Genomic DNA, 20,457 nt, shown 5'->3' with positions numbered 1-20,457 from the left:
CCGCAACATGCCTCAATCCGCGTACACGCCCGCCTTGCGAATCACCCCGCCCCACTTGTCGACTTCAGACTTCAGCCACGTCTGCAGGCCCTCAGGCGTCTGCTTGGCTTCGGGCACGATTTCGGCGCCCAGCTCGGCCATCTTCTGCGTGAAAGCCGGGTCCTTCAGTGCGGCGCGAAGCGCGGCGTTGAACTTGTTGATGGCCTCGGGCGGCGTGCCCTTGGGGGCGTAGACACCGTGCCATACCTTGACCTCGAAATCCTTCAGGCCGCCTTCCTGCAGGGTGGGCGCGTCGGGCAGCGTCTTGATGCGTTCCTGGGTTGTGACGCCGTACAGCTTGACGCGTTCGGCCTTGATCTGCGGGATGGTCTGCGTGGTCTGGTCGCACAGCACGTCCACCTGGCCGCCCAGCAGCGCCGTCATGGCGGGCGCGGTGCCCGCGTAGGGCACGGTCGTGAACTGCACGCCCAGCGACTCCTGCAGCAGCATGCCGCACAGCTGCGACACGGCGCCCAGGCCGGCATTGGCCAGGTTGATCTTGTTGCCGTTTTCCTTGGCGTACTTGATGAAGTTGGCCATGCCGTCGGCCGGCAGGTCCTTTCGGCCCAGCAGGGTCATCGGCACGTCGGCGACCTGGCCGACATACGAGAAGTCGGTCAGCGGATTGAACGACAGCTTGCGGTACAGCGCCGGAGCCGTCGCCATGCCGTTGTGGTGGATCAGGAAGGTGTAGCCGTCGGGCGCGGCGCGGGCCACGTGTTGCGAGGCCAGCGTGCCGCCCGCGCCGGTGCGGTTTTCGATGACGACGCTCTGGCCCAGTGTCTTGGCCATGGAGGCGCCCAGGCTGCGCGCCACGACGTCGGTGGGACCGCCCGCGGCAAACGGCACGACCAGTGAAATCGGGTGATTCGGGTAGGCCCCCTGCGCGCCGGCGTTGCCAACAGCCAGGCAGGACAGGGCCAGCACGGGCCAGGCAGCGCGCTTGATCGCGCGCGCGTATCGGTGGGACATGTCTCGCTCCTTGTAGTGTCTTTGGCCCGCGATGCCGCGCATGGCGGGCAGGCATCGGCAGTGTGGCGCGACAAGGGCGAGGTTGGGAATTCGCGGTTTCGCAAGCCGGGCTTCGGCGTGCGGAAAGGAGGGTTTACGTGGACTTGCCGGCAGAAGCGCTAAAAAGCGTGCGTGTAGTGCCTCGGATGGGCTGGGTCTTGCCTGGGCCCGGGCCGGTGCAAACTGCGCGCACGGGTTCAAGACCGGGCCCGCGCCGGGCCATCACGGCTCCGGTATGTTTTCCCTGAAGATCACCTGCAGCCGCGGCAGGTAGCTGGGTTCCGGTGCGCCCTTCACGGCCGCCACCAGCAGCTTCACGATCTCCCGTGCCTCGACGCGCGGGTTCTGGTCGATCACGGCGTCCATCGTGCGATCGAGCAGGAGGCGACGCGTGGCTTCGGTGAGGTCGTGGCCGACGAAGACGATGCGAGGGGCGGAGGACGCCTTGTCCGGGCGGGCCGCGCTCGGCCGGGCCGCGATCGGCCGGGCCGCGTCCGGCCACGCGTCGGCCGCCCATGCCTCAGCCGGCCGCGCCTCCTTCAGCGCCCGCGCGATGCCCTGATTGCCCGCGCCGATGTTGTAGATCGCGTGCGGCGGGTCTGTGCGCAGCAGATCCTGCGTGACGGCAAAGGCCCGGTCGCGGTCGTCGCCGATCTCGAGCGTGTGGGCGATGCGCAGGTGCGGAAACTCTTCGCTCAGCAGCGAGCGAAAGCCCATCTCGCGCTCTTCGTGGCCGCGATAGGCCAATGACCCCACGAACACCGCGACCTTGCTTTCGGTGTGCTGCGGCAGAAACCGGCCCAGCAACAGCGCGGCCAGGCGGCCTGCGGCGCGGTTGTCGATGCCCACGTACCCCAGGCGCGCCGAGATCGGAATGTCCGACACCAGGGTGCTCACGTGCACGCCGCTGTCGCGCAGCGCCATGATGGCGTCGCGCACCTGAGGATGGTCCAGCCCGACCAGGCCAACCGCCTGCGTCTGCTCGCGCAGCTCGTAGAGCTTTTTCGCGAGCTTGTTGGCGTCGAATCCCTCGATCAGATGCAGGCGGGCCTGCACGTCGGGGCGGGCGGCGGCTTCTTCGAGCAAGTGCCGGCCCAGCGCGGTCATGAAGCTGTTGGTGCCGGCGGGCAAGACGAAATCGACCCGTACGTCCTGACTGGCGGACTCGGCGCCCGGAACGAAGTAGCCCAGGCGATTCGCAATCGCCAACACGCGGTCGCGCGTCTTGCCGCGCACGCCGTCCCGGTCGTTCAGGACCCGGTCCACCGTCGCGGTGGACATGCCGGCTTCACGGGCAATGAGGGAAATGGTGGGGCGCATGGCGGATCAGGCTCTCAATACACCATCAGGACGATGGCAGCGCGGCCATCATAAGCCATCATTTGCAATCATTCGAGATCAAAAAGGTAACGCCGCGGCCCTATGAGCGAGGATCGTCTTTACCCCTGATTGTTTTGATGTGAATATCGCGGCTCAATACATCAAACACAGCACGGCAGGATGCCAGGCAGTCGACAGTGCATACCAGGCCGGCAGGAGGAGCACATGTCGAACCCTACCTTGGTGCCCGACCCCCCCGTCCGCGAACGGCGCTTTCGCATCGGCTGCATCGGCGCCGGCATGATCATGGCCGAGTGCCATCTGGCGGCCTATCAGCAGGCCGGCTTCAACGTGGCGGCGATCGCGTCACGCACCCGCAGCAAAGCGGCCGCGGTTGCTGAACGCTATGGCATCCCGCGTGTGCATGACGACCCGCTGGCCCTGATCGCGGATCCGCAGATCGAGATCGTGGACATCGCGTATCCGCCCGACCAGCAGCCCGCGCTGATCCGCGCCGCATTGCGCGCCCCGCACGTGCGCGGCGTGCTGGCGCAGAAGCCCCTCGCGCTGTCGCTGGATGAAGCCCGCGCCTTGCGCGACGAGGCCCGGGCCGCCGGCAAGATCCTGTCGGTGAACCAGAACATGCGCTACGACCAGTCGATGCGCACGCTCAAGCAGCTGCTCGACCAGGGCGTGCTGGGCACGCCGGTGTTTGCGCAGATCGACATGCACGCAATCCCGCACTGGCAGGACTTTCTGCGCGGCTACGACCGTCTGACGCTTTCGAACATGAGTGTGCATCACCTCGATGCCCTGCGCTATCTGTTTGGCGAGCCCACCGAGATCACCAGCATCACCCGTCCCGATCCGCGCACCGAGTTCGCGCATCAGGATGGGCTGGTGAGCACCACGCTGCGCTTTGGCAACGGCCTGCTCGCGCTGTCGCTCGAAGACGTGTGGTCGGGTCCGCGGGCCGAGGGATACCCCGACGACCAGCACATCCGCTGGCGCGTGGAAGGCACCGAGGGCGTCGCGCGCGGCACCATCGGCTGGCCCACCGGCGAGCCGTCGACCCTGAGCTACGCCTCGCGCGCGGCCGTGGGCCATACCGACGGGCGTTGGGTGACGCCCACGTGGGACACGATGTGGTTTCCGCATGCCTTCATCGGCGTGATGGAGCAGTTGCAGTACGCGCTGGCCAGCGGCACCGAGCCTGCGTTGAGCGTGACCGACAACGTACGCACGATGGCGCTGGTCGAGGCCGCGTACACGTCCATCGCCGAAGGCCGCACGGTACGGCTGCCGGCTGTTGAATAACCAGACAGAAAAACAGACGGAGACAACCATCATGATCCAGACCGGAATCTTCTCGGGCTACTTTCCCTATGAGCTGGAGCGCACCGCCAAGGTGATCCGCTCGCACGGCTTCAACACCGTGCAGCTGGACCTGCATTTCAAGGACATGGAGCTGGGCCCGGGGCAACTGACCGCGCAGAAATGCACGCAGATCCGCGACACCTTCCGCAACTACAACCTGCCGGTGTCCTGCATCTCGGCCTACACCAACATCGTGCATCCCGATCCCGCCGAGCGCCAACGCCGCAACGGGTATTTGAAAGAGATCCTTACGCACGCACGCCAGTTGGGCTCGCCTTACGTGATCTCGGAAACCGGCACGTTCGACACCGAAAGCGACTGGGTGCATCACCCCAAGAACAAGACCGAGGAAGGCTGGGACCAGTGCCGCGCGGTGATCGCCGAGCTGTCGCAGCATGCCTACGACCATGGGGCGGTGTTCCTGCTGGAGACCTACGTGAACAACGTGGTGGGGTCGGTCGAGGAAACACTGCGCATGTTCGCCGAAGTAGACCACCCAGGCCTGGGCCTTCTGATGGACCCGACGAACTTCTTCGAAGCGCACAACATCGACCAGATGGACCGCACGCTCAATCAGGTGTTTGACGCGCTCTCCGACAAGATCTGCATCGCGCATGCCAAGGACGTGAAGCGTTCGGGCGATGACAAGTCGGAAAAGCACAGCGACATCGGTGACGACAGCGCGGCGGAAAGCCATACGTTCCGTGGGGTAGGGGAGATCGAGTTGCCGGCGCCGGGCCTGGGCGCGCTCAATTACGACCTGTACCTGCAGCGCCTGGCCAAGAAGCACCCCAACATTCCCATCATCATCGAACACCTGACCGAAGACGACGTGCCGCGCGCCAAGCAATTCCTCGACGAGCGGCTGCGCGCGAACGGTCTGTAGGCCGGCGCTCCAAGCAGTACCGGCGCGCCGCGAAGCCATCAACGAACAGCGTCCGCGGCGCGCCTCTTGAACACGATTCCGAACACCGACACCGGTGGACGCGCGTCCGCGCATCCGCCAGGGAGAACTCATGCCTGACATTTACGGAACCTGGATGACGCGCCGCGACGTAGAGGCGCGCACCGGACAGCTTGCGCAGTTTGCCGGCGTACGCCTGATGACGCTGGACGACGGGCTGGAGCGCGGTATCCGCATGCTGGAGTTCCGCAGCGGCACGGGCCTGCGTTTTACGGTGCTGGTGGATCGGGCGATGGACATCGCCGACTGCGAATATCGCGGTATGGCCATGGGATGGCAATCGCCGTCGGGCTTTCGCCACCCCGGGCTGCACGACTACGAAGGCGAGGGCGGACTGGGCTGGATGCGGTCGTTTTCCGGGCTCATGATCACCTGCGGGCTGGACCACATCCTGTTCATGTACGACGCACCGGCCGACAACTACGTGTACGGCCCGCGCAAGACGGCCAGGCAATCGATCCATGGCCGCGTCGGCACCATTCCCGCGCGGCTGACCGGTTACGGCGAACGCTGGGACGGCGATCGCTGCGTGCTGTGGGCCGAGGGCGTGGTGAGCCAGGGCACGGTGTTCGGCGAGCATCTCGAGCTGCACCGCCGCATCGAGATCGAGGTGGGCACCAACGACATCAAGCTGTCGGATCGTGTCGTGAATCGTGGCTTCTACCGCACGCCCCATATGCTCTGCTACCACATCAACCTGGGCTATCCGGTGCTGGATGCAGACTCTCGCTATCTGGCGCCGATCCGCGAGGTGGTGTGGGCCGCGCACGAGCAGGACTACCGCAAGCAGGGCGTGGGCTACCGCCGCATGCCGGCGCCGCAACTGGGCTTTCATGAGCAGGTGTGGCAGCACGAGATGGCGGCCGCGGCCGACGGCAGCGTGCCGGTCGCCCTGGTGAACGACGCGTTGGGCCTGGGCATGCAGGTCAGCACCTACAAGCATCAATTCCCCTGCCAGTACCAATGGCAGAACCTGCAATCCGGCCAGTATGCGATGGGCATCGAGCCCTCCACCAACCATGTGCTGGGCCAGGGCGCGGCGCGCGAGCGCAACGAGCTCATCTGGCTCGAGCATGGCGACGAGCGCCGCTACGACACCACGTTCAGCGTGCTGGGCTCGGCCGCCGACATCGCGGCCTGCGAAGCTCGTATCCGCGCAATCGCGGTGCAGCCCGAGACCGACTATCCGCCGTTGTCGGGACGCTTTGCGCCTATCGCGGGGCGCACATGAGCGCGCGCTTCTCGTTGCAAGGCCGTCGCGTGCTGTACACGGGCGCCGCGGGCGGCTTTGGCGTGGACACCACGATTGCGCTGCTGGAAGCGGGCGCACGTGTGATTGCGCTGGACAACCACGCCGGGCATATCGATCGCTTGCGCAGCACCGTGCCGGCACAGTTGGCCGGCCAGCTTCAGATCCTGCAGGCCGACCTTGCCGACGCCAGCGCGCTGCAATCGCACCTTGAGCGGCTGACGGCCGAGGGCACGATCGACGTGGTCATCAACAACGCGGCCATCTATCCGTCGCGCCCGTTCGAGGAATACAGCGATGCCGAGCTGGCGCGCGTGCACCGTGTCAACGTGGAGGCCGCCGTGCAGATCGTGCGCGCGGCACTGCCTGGCATGCGCGAACAGCAGTGGGGCCGCGTGATCAACATCTCGTCGATCACCCTATCGGGCGGCTGGGAAAACCTGCTGCCCTACGTGCAATCCAAGGGTGCGATGGTGGGCGCCACGCGCGCCTTCGCCCGCGAGTTCGGCAAGTGGGGCATCACGGTCAACGCCATTTCGCCGGGCGCGTTTCCGACCGACGCCGAGAAGATCCATCCCGATCCCGAGGGCTACAACCGCATGGTGCTCGAACGCCAATCGGTCAAGCGCCGGGGGCACGCCGGCGACATTGCCGCGGCCATCTTGTTCCTGGCCTCGGACGAGGCGGGTTTCATTTCCGGACAGACGCTGGCGGTGGACGGCGGCTGGGTCATGCACTGAGGCGCATCGGCGCCACGCAAAGGGTAGAAGCAATGAGCATTCTTTCTGGCTACAAGGTTCTGGACTGCTCCATCGCCATGGCGGGGCCGTTCGCGGCGCAGCGCCTGGGCGACCTGGGCGCCGACGTGATCAAGATCGAGCCGCCCACCGGCGAATGGCAGCGGCACGCGCCCGCCGGCGGCATCACGGGCAACAAGATCAACGTGTCGTTTCTTTCGCTGAACCGCAACAAGCGGTCGCTGGCGATCGATCTGAAGAGCGCCGGCGGCAAGGAGATCATCCAGAAGCTCGCGGCGCAGGCCGATGTGTTCATCCAGAACTATCGGCCTGGTGTGGCCGGCCGTCTGGGCGTGGATTACGAGACCCTGTCGGCCCTGAACCCGCGCCTGATTTATGTATCGATGTCGGGCTTTGGTGAAGACGGCCCCTATGCCACGCGCCCCGGGCAGGATCTGCTGTTGCAGGCGATGTCTGGCGCGATGCTGTCGTCGGGCCGGGCCGGCGAAGCGCCGCGTGCGGCGGGCCAGTATGTGGTCGACGCCGTCACCGCGTACTGCGCCTTCGAAGGCGTGCTGGCCGCGCTGCTGCACCGCGAGCGCACCGGCGAGGGCCAGAAGGTCGAGGTCAACATGCTGGACGCGATCACCACGATCCAGATGCAGGAGCTCTCGGTGTTTACCGTGGGGCACAAGCCGCAGGTGCGCAGCGCCGAGCCGCATGCCCACGTGTACATCCGCGCGCCCTATGGCACCTTCGCGACGACGGACGGCTATCTGGCGCTGGCCATGCCCGACATGAAGGTGCTGGCGCGCGTGACCGAAGAGCCGCGCCTGGCGGCGTACACCGAGCGCGACGGTTGGGAAAAACGCGACGAGATCTACGCGCTGGTGCGCGATACGCTGGCCAAGGCTTCGACCGCCGACTGGTTCGCCAAACTGGATGCCGCCGGCATCTGGTGCAGCCCCGTGTATGGCTATGCCGATCTGGTCGAAGATCCGCAGATCGCGCACAACGGCACGTTCGTCGAGTACGACCATCCGACCGAAGGCCGGATCAAGACGCCAGGCTTTCCGATCCGCTTTTCCAAGACGCCGAGCCAGGTGGTGCGCGGTGCGCCGCTCACCGGTCAGCACACCGACGAAGTGCTGCGTGATTTTGGCTTCAGCGACAACGAGATCGCCGCGCATGCGGCGTCGGGTGCGGTGTTGCGTGGAGCCTCGGAATGAGCCAGCTACCCTATCGTGGCCTGACCTGGGATCACCCGCGCGGCTTCAATGCGCTGCACGCGGCGACCGCCCACACGCCGCTGGTGCAGTGGGACAAGCAGTCGCTCGAGGGGTTCGAGTCGGCGCCGATTGCCGAGCTCTGCACCCGCTATGACCTGGTGGTGCTGGATCATCCACATCTGGGCGAAGCCCTGGCGCACGATTGCCTGCAGCCGCTGGACACCGTGTTCGCGCCCGACGAGCTGGCGCGGATCGCACGCGACAGCATCGGACTGTCGTACGACAGCTATCGCATGGCCGACCGCCAATGGGCGCTGCCGCTGGACGCTGCGACGCAGGTGATGGCCACGCGCGCGGATCGGCTTGACGGCCCCGCGCCGCGCACATGGCATGAAGTGATGACGCTGTCGCAACGCAGCGGCTCGGTCGCGCTCAGCTGGGGGGGACCGCATCCGTCTCTGTCGCTGCTGTCGATCGCCGCCGCCATCGCGCCCGACACGGACCTGCGGCCGCACGGGGCCTGGCATGACGAAGCGACGCTCGCCGGCGCGTGCGATGTGCTCACTGAACTGGCGCGGCGCACGCCCGCGCACGCCCTGGCGTACAACCCGATCGCCTTGCTTGGTCACATGAGCTCGCATGATGACATCACGCTCTGCCCGCTGGTCTATGGCTATGTGAATTACGCCACCGCCGCCGTCGCCAAGCCGCTCACGTTCCGCGACGCGCCCCAGGCCGACGCTGGCCGGCCCGGGTCGATCCTCGGCGGCACCGGCATTGCGATATCGGGGCGCTGCATCGTGGGACCAGAGCTGCGCGCGCATCTATTGTGGTTGCTGGCAGCCGAGACCCAAAGCCGCTTCATCCCGCAGCACGACGGACAGCCCAGCCATCGCGGCAGCTGGGCCGATGCAAACGTGAATGCGGCGAGCGGCAACTTCTACGCCAACACGGCCCGCACGCTGGAAGCGGCCTCGATCCGGCCGCGGCACGACGGCTACATCGCCTTTCAGAGCGAGGCCTCGCAGTTCCTGCGCGATGGCGTCGCCGCCGGCGCATCGTCCCATGCATTGGCGCGCGGCCTGACCGAGCGTTTCGAGGCCAGCCTGGCCGCCACCCCAAGCACTCCGCAATAAGGATGTCGACGTGAGCGCACTCGTCAATCTCAGTATCGATGGCCATGTCGCCATCATCGAACTCAACCGCCCAGAGAAGCTGAACGCGATGACGCCCGAGATGGCCGATTTGCTGATCGCGGCGGTGGAGCAATGCAATACCGACGCGCAGGTGCGCGCGGTGATCTTGACCGGTGCGGGTCCCAAGGCCTTCTGCGCCGGCTCGGACATTACCGAGCTGGACCGCTATGCGACGCCCTGGGATTTTCGCAACCGGCTCGACTACTGCGACTGCGTGCGCATGTTGAAAAAGCCCACGGTGGCTGCGATCAACGGCTACACCTTCGGCGGCGGCCTGGAGATGGCATTGGCCTGCGATATCCGCATCGCCGCCGACAACGCGCGCCTGGGCGCGCCAGAGATCAAGCTGGGCTGGATCGGCGGCGGCGGCATGACGGCGCAGCTTGTCCATGCGATCGGCCCGAGCAACGCCGCACTCATGGTGCTGACCGGCGACCCCATCCGCGCCGAGCAGGCGCTGGCCTGGGGTCTGGTGAGCGAGGTGGTGCCGCAAGAACAACTGCGCGAGCGCGCGCAGGCGCTTGCCGCCACCATCGCCTCGCGCGCGCCCATCGCTGCCGAGACGGCCCGCGTCAATCTGCGCGCCGCGCTGTCGATGCCGCTGGAGAAGGCCGTGGAATACGAGCGCGATCTGCAGGCGATCTGCTTTGCCACGGCGGACGCCAAGGAAGGCCGCAAGGCGTTTGAAGAAAAGCGCGCGCCGAAGTTCGAGCGGCGCTGATCCGATAGGTGCCGTCTTGGGCGGCACCTGACCGCTGTTCCATGCCCGCAAGCCGTTGCGATCACCCAACCTTGCGCTCCTCATCCATCCAGAATGCGTCCCGCATCTGCTTTCTTGCGACCTTGCCATTGGCGTTCTTCGGCAGTTCCGCCAACAGTTCGACGCTCCGCGGCTTCTTGAAGTCGGCCAGTTGCTTGCGGCAATGCTCGATCAGGTCGGCCGGGGTCGCCGTTTCGCCCGGCTTGAGGACGATCATCGCCTTGACTGACTCGCCCCACAGTTTGTCGGGCACGCCGAACACGCAGGCTTCGTAAACGGCGGGGTGCTGGTAGAGCGCCTGCTCGACTTCCGTCGGGTAGATGTTGAAGCCCCCCGAGATGATCATGTCCTTCTTCCGGTCGACGATGTACATGAAACCTTCGTCGTCGGTGCGCGCCAAGTCGCCCGTATGCAGCCAGCCGTCGCGCAGCGCCTGCGCCGACAGTTCCGGTTCTTGCCAGTAACCGGCAAAGACGTCCGGACCGTTGACGCTGATTTCGCCAATCTCGCCGGGAGGCACTTCCTGACCGCTTTCATCGACGAGCCGGACTTCGCTTTCGCCGAAAGGCCGGCCGCAGGACAGAAGGCGCTCCGGATGGCCCGCCATCGCATCGGCGTGATCCAACGCGCTTAGCAGAACGAGGCCGCCGGTCGTCTCGCCGGCGCCATATCCCTGACTGAGCTTCGGCCCCAATGCTTCCCAGGCCTCGCGGATGCGTGCGGGTGCCATCGGCGCGCCGCCATAGGAAATCTGCCGCAGCGCAGACAGATCATGGCGATGCAGGTTCGGATGCGCGATCAGCATGTTGACCATCGTGGGTACCATGAAGCTGAAGGCGGCGCGGTGGCGGGCGGCTGACGCGAGAAAGGCCTCGGGCTCGAACCGGTCGTGCAGCAGGATCGTGCCGCCCTGAAACAGAAACGGTTGCATGAACATGCCGCTGGCGTGCGTGATCGGCCCGGCCAACGCCAGCACTTCACCCGGATTCGCGCGCATTCGGCCCATGACCACCTTGCGCAGCGAGGCCAGGCGGTTGCCGACCGTCTGCATTGCGGCCTTCAGCTTGCCGGTTGAACCCGATGTGAAATGCAGCACCGCCAGGTCTTGCGGCTGCATGGGGACATCCGGGTTGCGGTCGGCGGCGTCCTCCAGCAGACGTTCGTAGGACCGCCAGTCGCCCGCGTCCCGGCTTCCGGTCACGACGAGATGGCGAACGGTCTCGAAGGCGTTGCGACGCGACTCGGCGTCCTCCAGATGCGCCGGATCCACGATAAATGCGGCGGCCTGCGCGTTGTTGACCGAGTCCACCATCTCCTGCGCAGACAAGCGGGCATTCAATGCCACCTTGACCAGTCCCGCCTTGTACAGGGCGCACTCCAGTTCGATGATTTCAGGGCAATTCCAGGCCTGGATGGCGACGCGGTCGCCTTTGACCAGGCCCAGCCCCAGCAGCGCATTGGCCAGCCGATTGGACCGGGTTTCCAGTTGACCAAAGCTTATTCTGCGGTCGCCGAAAATAATGGCGGGACGGTCGCGCCAGTAGCGCGCGTTGCGGGTGGTGTATCGGCCTTGGTTCATGACGGCTCCGTATCGAATTTGGCTTGCCGCTATGCTGCGCGGCGCAGCGCACGGCCGCATAACCGGGACGCAAAACCTCATGCCGCTGCGTTATCGCGTCTGCGCGATTCCCGTGCGTTATGAAGATCGCCGGGTGTGGCATGACGCGGCGCGGGACGCCGGGTTACCTCTATTGCCAAAGGGGAGGCGACGGTCCAACCCCGATAAGAGACAGGAGACAGGCGTGGATAAACGAGATGTTCGGTGGGGAGTGAAGGCGGTCCGTCGCTTGGCCGAGGCGACCCTTGCGTTGGCGGGCCTGACCGCCATCGCGCCGGCGCAGGCCGCGGACGCGGCGGGCAAGTATCCGGAAAAGCCCATCCGCCTGATTGTTCCGTTCACGGCGGGCGGCCAGTTCGACTACATCGCCCGGTTGGTATCGGCGCCGCTGGGCAAGGAGCTGGGCCAGACCATCATTGTCGAGAACGTGGGAGGCGGCGGCGGAAACCTGGGCGGCGGTAAAGTCGCCAGTGCGGCGGCCGATGGCTATACCCTGCTTGAATATGGCGGCAACTTCGCGATCGCAAAGCATCTGTCGCCCAAGCTGACATACGATCCGATCGCCGACCTTGCGCCGGTATCGGGTTTGAGCATCGCGCCCCACGTGGTGCTGGTCAGCAGTGCGTTGCCGATCAAAACGTTCGCCGAACTGCAGGCGTACGCCAAGGCCCATCCGGGCAAGCTCAGCTATGGCAGCCCGGGCGTGGGCTCGTCCATGCACCTGACGTTCGAAACCATCAAGCAGCATTTCGGCCTGGATGCCGTTCACGTGCCGTACCGCGGCGGCAGCAATGCGCTGAACGACCTGGCCGGCGGACAGATAGATGTGGGTATTGTGGCCGTTGCGCCGGCCATGCCATTCATTACGTCGGGCAAAATCCGCGCGGTAGCCGTCACCAGCGAAGCGCGGGCTGCGTCCCTGCCTGACGTGCCGTCGATTGCCGAACTGGGTTACGCAGGCTTCGACAGCGGAAGCTGGGCGGGCATCGCCGTGCCGAAGGGCACGCCGCCAGCGGTGGTGGAACGCCTGAATGCGGCGATCCGCCGGGTCATGGCCGACCCGCAAGTCTTGCAGGCGCTTGAGTCGCAGTCGTTCAAATCCATCGCCGGCTCGCCGGCCGACATGGGCAAGCTCATCGATCAGGAGTCCGCTCGCTATGGACCGCTGATCCAGCGCCTTGGTCTGACGGCGGAATAGCGAATGCCACGCGGCGGGCCGGGCGTTACTTCGCATGCGTGCGCCGCTGCGCGTGCTGGCGCAGGATCTCCAGCAGCCGCTCGGTCAGGGGCGACTGATAGCTATTGCGCCGCGTCAGCACGCCGATCTGGCGATGCCAGGTAAGGTCCTCCAGCGGCACAATCGCAAGGTCCTGGCCGGCGTGCGCCGACAGGGTCATTTCGCTGACCAGCGTCAGCAGGTCCGTGCCGTGCAGGATGCTCAGCAGGTTTGATACGGACGCGTTGGATTCGATGGTCACTTCGGGCGGGGGCAAGCCGTGCTGCGCAAATCTGGTTTCCAGCCAGCGGCGGGAGGCGGCTTGCGGACCGGGCAGCATCCATTTGTACGGAGCAAGGTCGGCAAAGCGAACTTTGCGGCCGCTCAGCAAGGGATGGCCCGGCCGCGCCGCGGCATATAGCCGGTCTGCAAACAACGGTTCGCAATCGAATTCGGCCGCGGTGGCGGATTCAAACAGCGAGCTGATCGCAAAGTCCAGGTCTCCCTGACGCAGGGCAGGAATCAACGCATCGTTCAGGCTGACCATGACCTGCACCTTGGCGGCGGGCCGCTGCGACAGCAATTCGATGCAAGCGGGATTGAAGAACGGCTCGGCCAACAGCGGCGTGACGCCGGCGCGCACCTGCCCGATGCTACCCCGATGCAAATCACCAGCTTCCTGCATCGCGTCGTCAAGCTCGCGTCGGGCCTGGACCGACCGTTGATAGAACGCGCGTCCGGGAACGGTCAGCTCCATGCCTTTGGGCGTGCGCAGGAACAACTGCAGCTTCAGTTCGTCTTCCAGTCGGCGGATTCCCTTGGTCAGCGCGGGCTGGCTGATGCCGATGCTGTCCGCGGCGCGCCCCACGTGTCCCAGGCGGGCGACGGCCAGAAAATAGTCCAGATCTTCCAGTCTCATGATTCCGCATGGTTATCAAGATCGAAGAAAAGATAATCATGAGGATGACTGGCGCTGTCAAGCTGGGCACTACCTAGACAGGAGACATCATGCCCAACGACACACCGCTCACCCTGGCCGAACTGCGCGAGCGGCTGCGGCAGTATCTGCAGGACGAACTGCTTCCGCTGGAGCGCTCGCTCAACTTGAGTTACGAAGACAAGTTCGAGCGCAGTCTGGTGCAATCCGTATGGAAACGGTGCCGGACGCTCGGACTGTACGGTCCGCAGCTGCCGGTGGAACTGGGCGGGCAGGGCCTGTCCTATCGCGATCTGTGCGTACTGAAGGACGACGTCGCCGCTTCCGGCGCCATCCTGTTTCCGCACGTGCTGGGCGACTGGGGCGGGCCATCGCGTATCGGCAATCTGGTGCGCCATGCCACGCCGTATCAGCTTGAGCGCTACATCATGCCCGTGATTCATGCCGAGCGCGGGGCCTGCTTTGCCATGACGGAACCGCAGTCGGGTTCTGACGCGACCCGTCTGCAGACCACTGCGGTGGAGGACGGCGACGACTACATCGTCACGGGCACCAAGCACTACATCACGGCGTCCATGTTTGCGGACTTCGCCATCACGATGTGCGTCACGGACCCGGAGGCAGGGACCGACGGCATCTCGGCGATATTGATCGACCTGGACAGTCCCGGCGTGCGGCTTGTGCACGACTGCGTGCCGATGACGGGGCAGTACGTGGACGCGGACATCGTGTTCGACCAGGTTCGCGTGCCGAAGAAAAATCTGATCGGCGCGCCGGGGCAGGGCTTCAAGATCGCCATGAATCGCATCAGCGTGAACCGGCTGCTGCATTGTCCGACGATGATAGGCCTGGCGCGGCAGGCCTTCAGGCTGGCGGTGGACTACGCCAAGCACCGCCAGCAGTTCGGCGGCCCGATCAGCCGCTTCCAGGCCATCCAGCACATGCTGGCCGACATGGCGACGGCGTTGTACGCCTGCGAACACATGGTGCTTGCCACGGCGGCAAAGGCCGACGCCGGCGCAGACGTGCGGGACGAGGCCGCCATGTGCAAGCTGTTCGTGTCCGAACGCTGCTTCGACATTGCCGACAAGGCCATGCAGATCCACGGAAACGTGGGCGTGACGAAGAATCATCCGGTGGAGTTCATATTCCGCCGCCTGCGTCTTTACCGCATCGTCACCGGCACCAGCGAAATCCAGCGCAATACGATCGCCAAGGGGATCCTCGCATGACCCGAGGCGGCGGCTATCTCAGTGGGCTGACCGTGCTGGACCTGGGCCAGCTTCACCCGGGCCCATATACGGCGATGCTGCTCGGCCAGCTTGGCGCTAGCGTGATCAAGGTGGAAAAGCCGCAGGGCGACACGGCGCGTCAGCTCGGCGCGGAAACGTTTGCCAAGTACAACCGCGGCAAGCGATCCATCAGCCTGGACTTCACGTGCGAGGAAGACCGGAGCACCCTCCTGCAGCTGACCGCGCGCAGCGACGTGCTGATCGAAGGCTTCCGGCCCGGCGTCATGGCCAGGATGGGGTTGGACTACACCCGCTTGGCGCAAGCCAATCCACGTATCGTGATGTGTTCGATCTCCGGCTTTGGCCAGACAGGCCCCTACGCGCAGCGGCCCGGCCACGATGTGAACTATCTGGCCCTGTCCGGTTACTGGGCCGTTCCATCGCAGGTGCGCGACGTGATGGGGCGCCCGCGCTTGCGCCTGTCGGATTACTGCGCGGCCATGCACGCCGCCTTGGCGATCCTGGCCGCCGTCGATGACGCGCGTGTCTCGGGCGTGGGCCAGCATCTGGACGTGTCCATTCATGATGCGCTGACCGCCTGGATGGCGCCGGCCCTGCAGGCGATGAACGGGCCCGCTGGCGCGGCCATCGATAACATGGCGCATGTCATGCCCGACAACGACGTGTTCGAGACGGCCGATGGACGGCATCTTGCGCTGGGCATCCTGGAAGAGACCTTCTGGCAAAACCTCTGCGAGGCGCTTACTCCGGACTGTCCCGAACTGAGCACGGAGACCTACCGGACGCGGGCAGGACGGCTGCGTGACAAGCGGGCGCTGAACGACCGGCTGCGCGCCTTGTTTGCCAGCCGCAGCCTGGATTATTGGGAAGGCGTGTTCCGTGGCCGCGACATTCCCTGGGCGCCGGTGCTTCGGCATGACGAGGTCTTCGACGATCCGCACGTACGCCATCGGGGCGTGGTTGCCGAGACGCCTGATGGACCCCGCGTGGCGTTTCCGGTCAAGTTCTCAAAGCCGCTGCCGGTACAGCCGGCGGCAGTGCCTGAGCTGGATGGGAATCGGGATGAGATCCTGGCCTGGGCAATGGGACGCGGGCCGAGATAGGCGGGGTGCCATGGCCCCCCCATGCGCCATGCCCCCGTCACGCGTTTCAGTTGGGCTGATCCTTGCCCGGCTCTTCGGCCAGCACCTGCGGCGTCACGTAGGGGGCGTGGGCGGTGTTGACGGGCTCCATGCGCAGCGGCTGGTGTACGCGCGACGGCGGCACCAGTGAGCCGGGGGCGTCGGGATTGGTCCACGACGGATCCGGGATTTCCGCAAAGACCTGGCGCAGGCGTTCACCCCAGGTGCCGCGGATCATGCGGAAGTATTCGTTGTGTTCGTCGATGCTGGCAAAGTGCGTCACGCGCATCGAGTTGGCGCTATACACAAGCAGGTCCAGTGGCACGCCGACCGAGATATTGGAGCGCAGCGTGGAATCCATGGAGATCAGCGCGCACTTGGCGGCCTCGTCCAGCGAGGTGTCCGGCTGCAGCACGCGGTCCAGGATGGGCTTGCCGTACTTGGCCTCGCCGATCTGGAAATACGGGCACTCCTGGCCGGCCTCGATGAAGTTGCCCGCCGAATACACCTGGAACAGGCGGCACTGTTCGGTGCCGATCTGGCCGCCGAAGATCATGCTGACGTTGAAATCCACGCCCTGCTCGTGCAGGGCGGCGGCCTCGCTTCGGTAGACCTCGCGCACCGCCGCGCCCACCAGCCGCGTGGCCGCGAACATGTCGGGCGCGTTCCAGAGGGTGTCGGCGCCTTCCTCGCGCTGACGGGTCAGCACATTCAGCACGGCCTGGCTGACCGCCAGATTGCCGGAGGTCATCAGGACCATGACGCGCTCGCCCGGCAGTTCGAAAACGGTCATTTTGCGAAACACGCTGATCTGGTCGACGCCCGCATTGGTGCGGGAGTCGGAGAGAAACACCAGGCCGGCGTCGAGTCGGGCGGCTACGCAGTAGGTCATGATCGGAAAGAGGGAAAAACCACCACGCATTGTATTGCGGCGCGGCGGGGCGGATGTAACGGCATACTGCTGCGGGCTTACTGCTGCGGGCTTACTGCTGCGCGCCGGCCTGGACCCGGACGCTGATCTCCATCGATTCCTCGCCGCCACCGGTGCGCACGCCGCGCACGGGCGAGGCCGAGTCGTAGTCCCGGCCCACCGCCAGCCGGCAATGGCACTCCGAGGCGAACTGGTTGTTGGTGATGTCCACGCTGGTCCAGCCCACGTCGGGCAGCCAGACGTCCGCCCACGCGTGGCTGGCCGCATGCTCGGCGGTGGTGTACAGGTAACCGCTGACGTACCGCGCCGGCACCGCCAGGCCGCGCACGCAGGCCAGGAAGAGGTGGGCGTGGTCCTGGCACACGCCGAGGCCCAGGGCCAGCACCTGATCGGCGGCGGTCGTCACGTCCGTGGTGCCGGGCACGTAGGCCACGCGTCCGTGGATCGCCGCCGCCAGTTTCAGGATGTCGTCCGACGTCGACAGTCCATTCGGCAACACTGCCCGCGCAAAGGCCAGAATCGTTTCATCCGCCTGCGTCAGCCGCGTCGGCACGCAATAGGCGTGCACCGGCAGGCGGCTGTCTTCGCTGCCCAGCACGCCGCGCGTCAGCGGCGCCACCAGCACCTGGCCGGAGACGCGCAGTTCGATGTCGCTGTGCGGCTGGTTCAGCGTCAGCGTATGCGTGATGTTGCCGTAGGCGTCGACCTGCTTGTCCAGTTCGCCCGGAGCCTCGATGTGCCAGCGCAGCACGCGCTGGTGCTCGTCGTCGCGCGGCGTCAGGCGCAGGGTCTGGATGCTGTAGTTGACCGGCGCCGTGTAGCGGTAATGCGTGACGTGCGTGATGATCTGCTTCATTGCCTCTCCCGTGTTAGGCCGACAGCGGCACCAGGAAGTCCTGGCTGATCCGGTTGCCCAGGTCGTTGATGCGGTCCAGGAAGCGATCCAGGTAGCGGTGCAGTCCGCTCGCCAGTATGTCTTCGACGCGCCCGAACTGCAGCTCCGCACATAGCATGCCCGCGCGGCGCTCGGTTTCCGTGGAGCGCTGATTCGAGACGCGCGCCAGGTCGCCGGCCACCGCCCGCATCGCGGCCAGCAGCGATCGCGGCATGTCGCCATGCAGGATCAGCAGTTCGGCCACGCGGTCGGGCGTGATGACATCACGGTACACCTTGCGGTAGATCTCCAGGCCGGACACGGAACTGAGCAGCGCCGACCAGCGGTAGAACTCGCTTTGCAAGGCGGCCGCGCCGGCCGGTTCCGCACGGCCGTCCTGCGCGCCCGCGCCGCCGCGTTCATGGAACTTCACGTCCAGCATGCGCGCGGTGTTGTCGGCGCGTTCCAGATGCATGCCGATGCGCATGAAGTACAGCGCCTCGTCTTCCAGCATGGTGGCGATCGTGACGCCGCGCGCCAGATGCGAGCGGAACTTCACCCACTCGAAGAACTCGCCCGGATTGCGCTCCAGCAGGCCGGTGTGCAGGTGCTTGAGGAGTTCAAGCCAGGTGGTGTTGTAGGTTTCCCAGACTTCGGTCGTCAGGCTGCCGCGCACCGCGCGCGCGTTTTCGCGAGCGGCGCGCATGCAGGCATAGATCGATGACGAATTTTCCGGATCGCGCACCATGTACTGCAGCACGTCGTGCGGCGATATGGAGGCGTATTTGCTTTGGTACAGGCCCTGCAGCTCGGAAATGCGCAGCACGCCCAGCCACGAGCCTTCGCGCGTGTGCGTGTCCTGCGGCAGCAGCGACATCTGCAGGTTCACGTCCAGCATGCGGGCGGTGTTTTCGGCGCGCTCGGTGTAGCGGCACATCCAGAACAGGTTGTCGGCGGTTCGGCTCAGCATGGTCAGTCCTCCAGCACCCAGGTGTCCTTCGTGCCGCCGCCCTGGCTGCTGTTGACCACCAGCGAGCCCTCGGTCAGCGCCACGCGGCACAGGCCGCCCGGCACGGTGCGGATCTCCTTGCCGCACAGCACGTACGGACGCAGGTCCACGTGGCGCGGCGCGACGCCTGATTCCACGTAGGTCGGCGTGGTCGACAGCGCCAGCGTGGGCTGCGCGATGTAGTTGCCGGGGTTGGCGCGTACGCGGTCCCTGAACGCGTCCACGTCGGCGCGCGAGGCGGACGGCCCGACCAGCATGCCGTAGCCGCCCGCGCCGTGCACTTCCTTGACCACCAGTTCGTGCATGTTGGCCAGCACGTGCGACAGCTCGTCCGGCCGGCCGCAGCGCCAGGTGGGCACATTCGACAGGATGGGTTCCTCGCCCAGGTAGAAGCGGATCATGTCGGGCACGTACAGGTACGTGGATTTGTCGTCGGCGATGCCGGTGCCGATGGCGTTGGCCAGCGTGACGCGGCCGGCGCGATACACCGACAAGAGGCCCGGCACGCCCAGCGCGGAATCGGCGCGAAACGCCAGCGGATCCAGAAAATCGTCGTCCAGCCGGCGGTAGATCACGTCCACCTTGCGCGGCCCGCGCGTGGTGCGCATGTAGACGGTGTTCTGTTCCACAAACAGGTCCTGGCCTTCGACCAGTTCCACGCCCATCTGCTGCGCCAGGAACGCGTGCTCGAAGTACGCCGAGTTGTACATGCCCGGCGTCAGCACCACCACGGTGGGGTCGTCGCCGCCATGGGGCGCGACCTCGCGCAGGTTGTCCAGCAGCAGGTCCGGGTAGTGGGCCACCGGCTCGACCTTGATGCGGCCGAAGGCGTCTGGCATCAGCCGCATCGACATCTTGCGGTTTTCCAGCATGTACGACACGCCCGACGGCACGCGCAGGTTGTCCTCCAGCACATAGAACTCGCCGGCGCCCGCCCGCACGATGTCCACGCCGGCGATGTGGCAGTAGATGTCTTCGGCCACGTCGACGTCCTGCATCTCGGGGCGGTATTGCGCGTTCAGGAAGACCTGCTCGGCCGGCACGATGCCGGCGCGCACGATGTCGTGACCGTGATAGATGTCGCGGATGAACAGGTTCAGCGCGCGCACGCGCTGCTTCAGGCCCGCTTCCAGGAGCCGCCATTCGTCGGCGGGGATGATGCGGGGGATCAGGTCGAAAGGGATGAGGCGTTCGGTGCCGGCGGCGTCGCCCGCCACCGAGAACGTGATGCCGACCCGGCGAAAGCTCAGGTCGGCCTCGAGCCGGCGCACGGACATGGCCTCGGCCGACTGCTCGTTGTGCCAGCGCTCGAATGCCTGATAGTGGGCGCGGATGCGGCTTTCGCCGTCGCGCATTTCGTCATAGGCGGATGGGCGGGCGGGTCTGTCCATCATGGCTCCTCCGGTGCAGATGCATAGCTACAAGCAACCCGCATGCCAGGTTTGGCGGCTGGCGGGCGCCACGGAGTCAATATGCGCTGCGGACGGGGGAATTGCCATCCCCACGGCGGACGACGCGGAGATCGGGGGACGGGCCGCGCCACGGCGGGCGCGGGGGCGTTGGAAAGCGCACCACGCTGGTGCGCCCTCGCGAAGCTGCTGATGCGTCAGGCTGGT

The 20,457-nt window shown here is 66.0% G+C and carries 18 protein-coding genes; 10 read left to right on the top strand and 8 right to left on the bottom strand.

The window, feature by feature from the left end; translation table 11 throughout:
• Positions 1-12 precede the first annotated feature (12 nt).
• Both B2W22_RS12170 and B2W22_RS12165 read right to left on the bottom strand, forming a co-directional pair.
• On the bottom strand, positions 13-1,011 hold the full coding sequence (locus B2W22_RS12170) for a tripartite tricarboxylate transporter substrate-binding protein (RefSeq protein ID WP_286937852.1): 999 nt from the start codon (positions 1,009-1,011) through the stop codon (positions 13-15).
• Positions 1,012-1,272: 261 nt separating this feature from the next.
• Complete coding sequence (locus B2W22_RS12165; protein WP_286937850.1) at positions 1,273-2,370, bottom strand: LacI family DNA-binding transcriptional regulator; 1,098 nt, start codon at positions 2,368-2,370, stop codon at positions 1,273-1,275.
• Positions 2,371-2,595: 225 nt separating this feature from the next.
• On the opposite strand from B2W22_RS12165, the gene B2W22_RS12160 reads away from it, so the two are divergent.
• The 7 genes from B2W22_RS12160 to B2W22_RS12130 all read left to right on the top strand — a co-directional run bounded on the left by B2W22_RS12160 (position 2,596) and on the right by B2W22_RS12130 (position 9,843).
• On the top strand, positions 2,596-3,687 hold the full coding sequence (locus B2W22_RS12160) for a Gfo/Idh/MocA family protein (RefSeq protein WP_279975674.1): 1,092 nt from the start codon (positions 2,596-2,598) through the stop codon (positions 3,685-3,687).
• A 31-nt stretch (positions 3,688-3,718) separates the two neighbouring features.
• Positions 3,719-4,633, top strand: coding sequence for a sugar phosphate isomerase/epimerase family protein (locus B2W22_RS12155; RefSeq protein WP_175124945.1), 915 nt, complete (start codon positions 3,719-3,721; stop codon positions 4,631-4,633).
• Between the two features lie 130 nt (positions 4,634-4,763).
• The gene (locus tag B2W22_RS12150) at positions 4,764-5,942 is read left to right on the top strand and encodes an aldose 1-epimerase family protein (RefSeq protein ID WP_175124946.1); all 1,179 of its coding nucleotides are present in this window, start codon (positions 4,764-4,766) and stop codon (positions 5,940-5,942) included.
• The gene (locus B2W22_RS12145; RefSeq protein WP_175124947.1) at positions 5,939-6,700 is read left to right on the top strand and encodes an SDR family NAD(P)-dependent oxidoreductase; all 762 of its coding nucleotides are present in this window, start codon (positions 5,939-5,941) and stop codon (positions 6,698-6,700) included. Before B2W22_RS12150 ends, B2W22_RS12145 begins: the two co-directional genes overlap by 4 nt.
• A gap of 32 nt (positions 6,701-6,732) precedes the next feature.
• Complete coding sequence (locus B2W22_RS12140; protein WP_175136830.1) at positions 6,733-7,926, top strand: CaiB/BaiF CoA transferase family protein; 1,194 nt, start codon at positions 6,733-6,735, stop codon at positions 7,924-7,926.
• A complete protein-coding gene (locus tag B2W22_RS12135) occupies positions 7,923-9,062 on the top strand; it encodes a hypothetical protein (protein WP_286937843.1) in 1,140 nt (379 codons plus the stop codon). Before B2W22_RS12140 ends, B2W22_RS12135 begins: the two co-directional genes overlap by 4 nt.
• Positions 9,063-9,072: 10 nt before the next feature.
• Complete coding sequence (locus B2W22_RS12130) at positions 9,073-9,843, top strand: enoyl-CoA hydratase/isomerase family protein (RefSeq protein WP_128829573.1); 771 nt, start codon at positions 9,073-9,075, stop codon at positions 9,841-9,843.
• Positions 9,844-9,904: 61 nt separating this feature from the next.
• Here B2W22_RS12130 and B2W22_RS12125 read toward each other — a convergent pair whose 3' ends face one another.
• On the bottom strand, positions 9,905-11,461 hold the full coding sequence (locus tag B2W22_RS12125; RefSeq protein WP_286937971.1) for an AMP-binding protein: 1,557 nt from the start codon (positions 11,459-11,461) through the stop codon (positions 9,905-9,907).
• Between the two features lie 223 nt (positions 11,462-11,684).
• On the opposite strand from B2W22_RS12125, the gene B2W22_RS12120 reads away from it, so the two are divergent.
• Positions 11,685-12,698 (top strand): Bug family tripartite tricarboxylate transporter substrate binding protein, encoded by a 1,014-nt coding sequence (locus tag B2W22_RS12120; protein WP_286937840.1) that lies wholly within the window; start codon positions 11,685-11,687, stop codon positions 12,696-12,698.
• Between the two features lie 25 nt (positions 12,699-12,723).
• On the opposite strand, the gene B2W22_RS12115 is transcribed toward B2W22_RS12120, so the two are convergent.
• Positions 12,724-13,635: a LysR family transcriptional regulator gene (locus tag B2W22_RS12115; protein ID WP_286937839.1), complete on the bottom strand. Its 912-nt coding sequence runs from the start codon at positions 13,633-13,635 to the stop codon at positions 12,724-12,726.
• Positions 13,636-13,724: 89 nt separating this feature from the next.
• Here B2W22_RS12115 and B2W22_RS12110 point away from each other — a divergent pair, with 89 nt between their 5' ends.
• Positions 13,725-14,885, top strand: coding sequence for an acyl-CoA dehydrogenase family protein (locus B2W22_RS12110; protein ID WP_175124954.1), 1,161 nt, complete (start codon positions 13,725-13,727; stop codon positions 14,883-14,885).
• Positions 14,882-16,009 carry a CaiB/BaiF CoA transferase family protein gene (locus B2W22_RS12105; RefSeq protein WP_286937837.1) on the top strand — a complete coding sequence of 376 codons (1,128 nt, stop codon included), beginning with the start codon at positions 14,882-14,884 and terminating at the stop codon, positions 16,007-16,009. Before B2W22_RS12110 ends, B2W22_RS12105 begins: the two co-directional genes overlap by 4 nt.
• A 46-nt stretch (positions 16,010-16,055) precedes the next feature.
• Here the strand turns inward: B2W22_RS12105 and B2W22_RS12100 are convergent, their stop codons facing one another.
• The 4 genes from B2W22_RS12100 to B2W22_RS12085 all read right to left on the bottom strand — a co-directional run bounded on the left by B2W22_RS12100 (position 16,056) and on the right by B2W22_RS12085 (position 20,235).
• On the bottom strand, positions 16,056-16,919 hold the full coding sequence (locus tag B2W22_RS12100; protein ID WP_175124956.1) for a proteasome-type protease: 864 nt from the start codon (positions 16,917-16,919) through the stop codon (positions 16,056-16,058).
• 91 nt (positions 16,920-17,010) lie between these two features.
• Positions 17,011-17,814 carry a transglutaminase family protein gene (locus B2W22_RS12095; protein ID WP_175124957.1) on the bottom strand — a complete coding sequence of 268 codons (804 nt, stop codon included), beginning with the start codon at positions 17,812-17,814 and terminating at the stop codon, positions 17,011-17,013.
• A gap of 13 nt (positions 17,815-17,827) precedes the next feature.
• Complete coding sequence (locus B2W22_RS12090) at positions 17,828-18,802, bottom strand: alpha-E domain-containing protein (RefSeq protein WP_286937835.1); 975 nt, start codon at positions 18,800-18,802, stop codon at positions 17,828-17,830.
• A 2-nt stretch (positions 18,803-18,804) separates the two neighbouring features.
• Positions 18,805-20,235 carry a circularly permuted type 2 ATP-grasp protein gene (locus B2W22_RS12085; protein ID WP_175124959.1) on the bottom strand — a complete coding sequence of 477 codons (1,431 nt, stop codon included), beginning with the start codon at positions 20,233-20,235 and terminating at the stop codon, positions 18,805-18,807.
• Between the last annotated feature and the right edge of the window lie 222 nt (positions 20,236-20,457).

The sequence above is a fragment of the Achromobacter sp. UBA4530 genome (assembly GCF_002388205.1).
Classification (GTDB): Bacteria; Pseudomonadota; Gammaproteobacteria; order Burkholderiales; family Burkholderiaceae_B; genus Achromobacter; species Achromobacter animicus.
The sequence above is the reverse complement of the archived record's forward strand: the minus strand, read 5'-3'. Positions and strand labels throughout refer to the sequence as shown.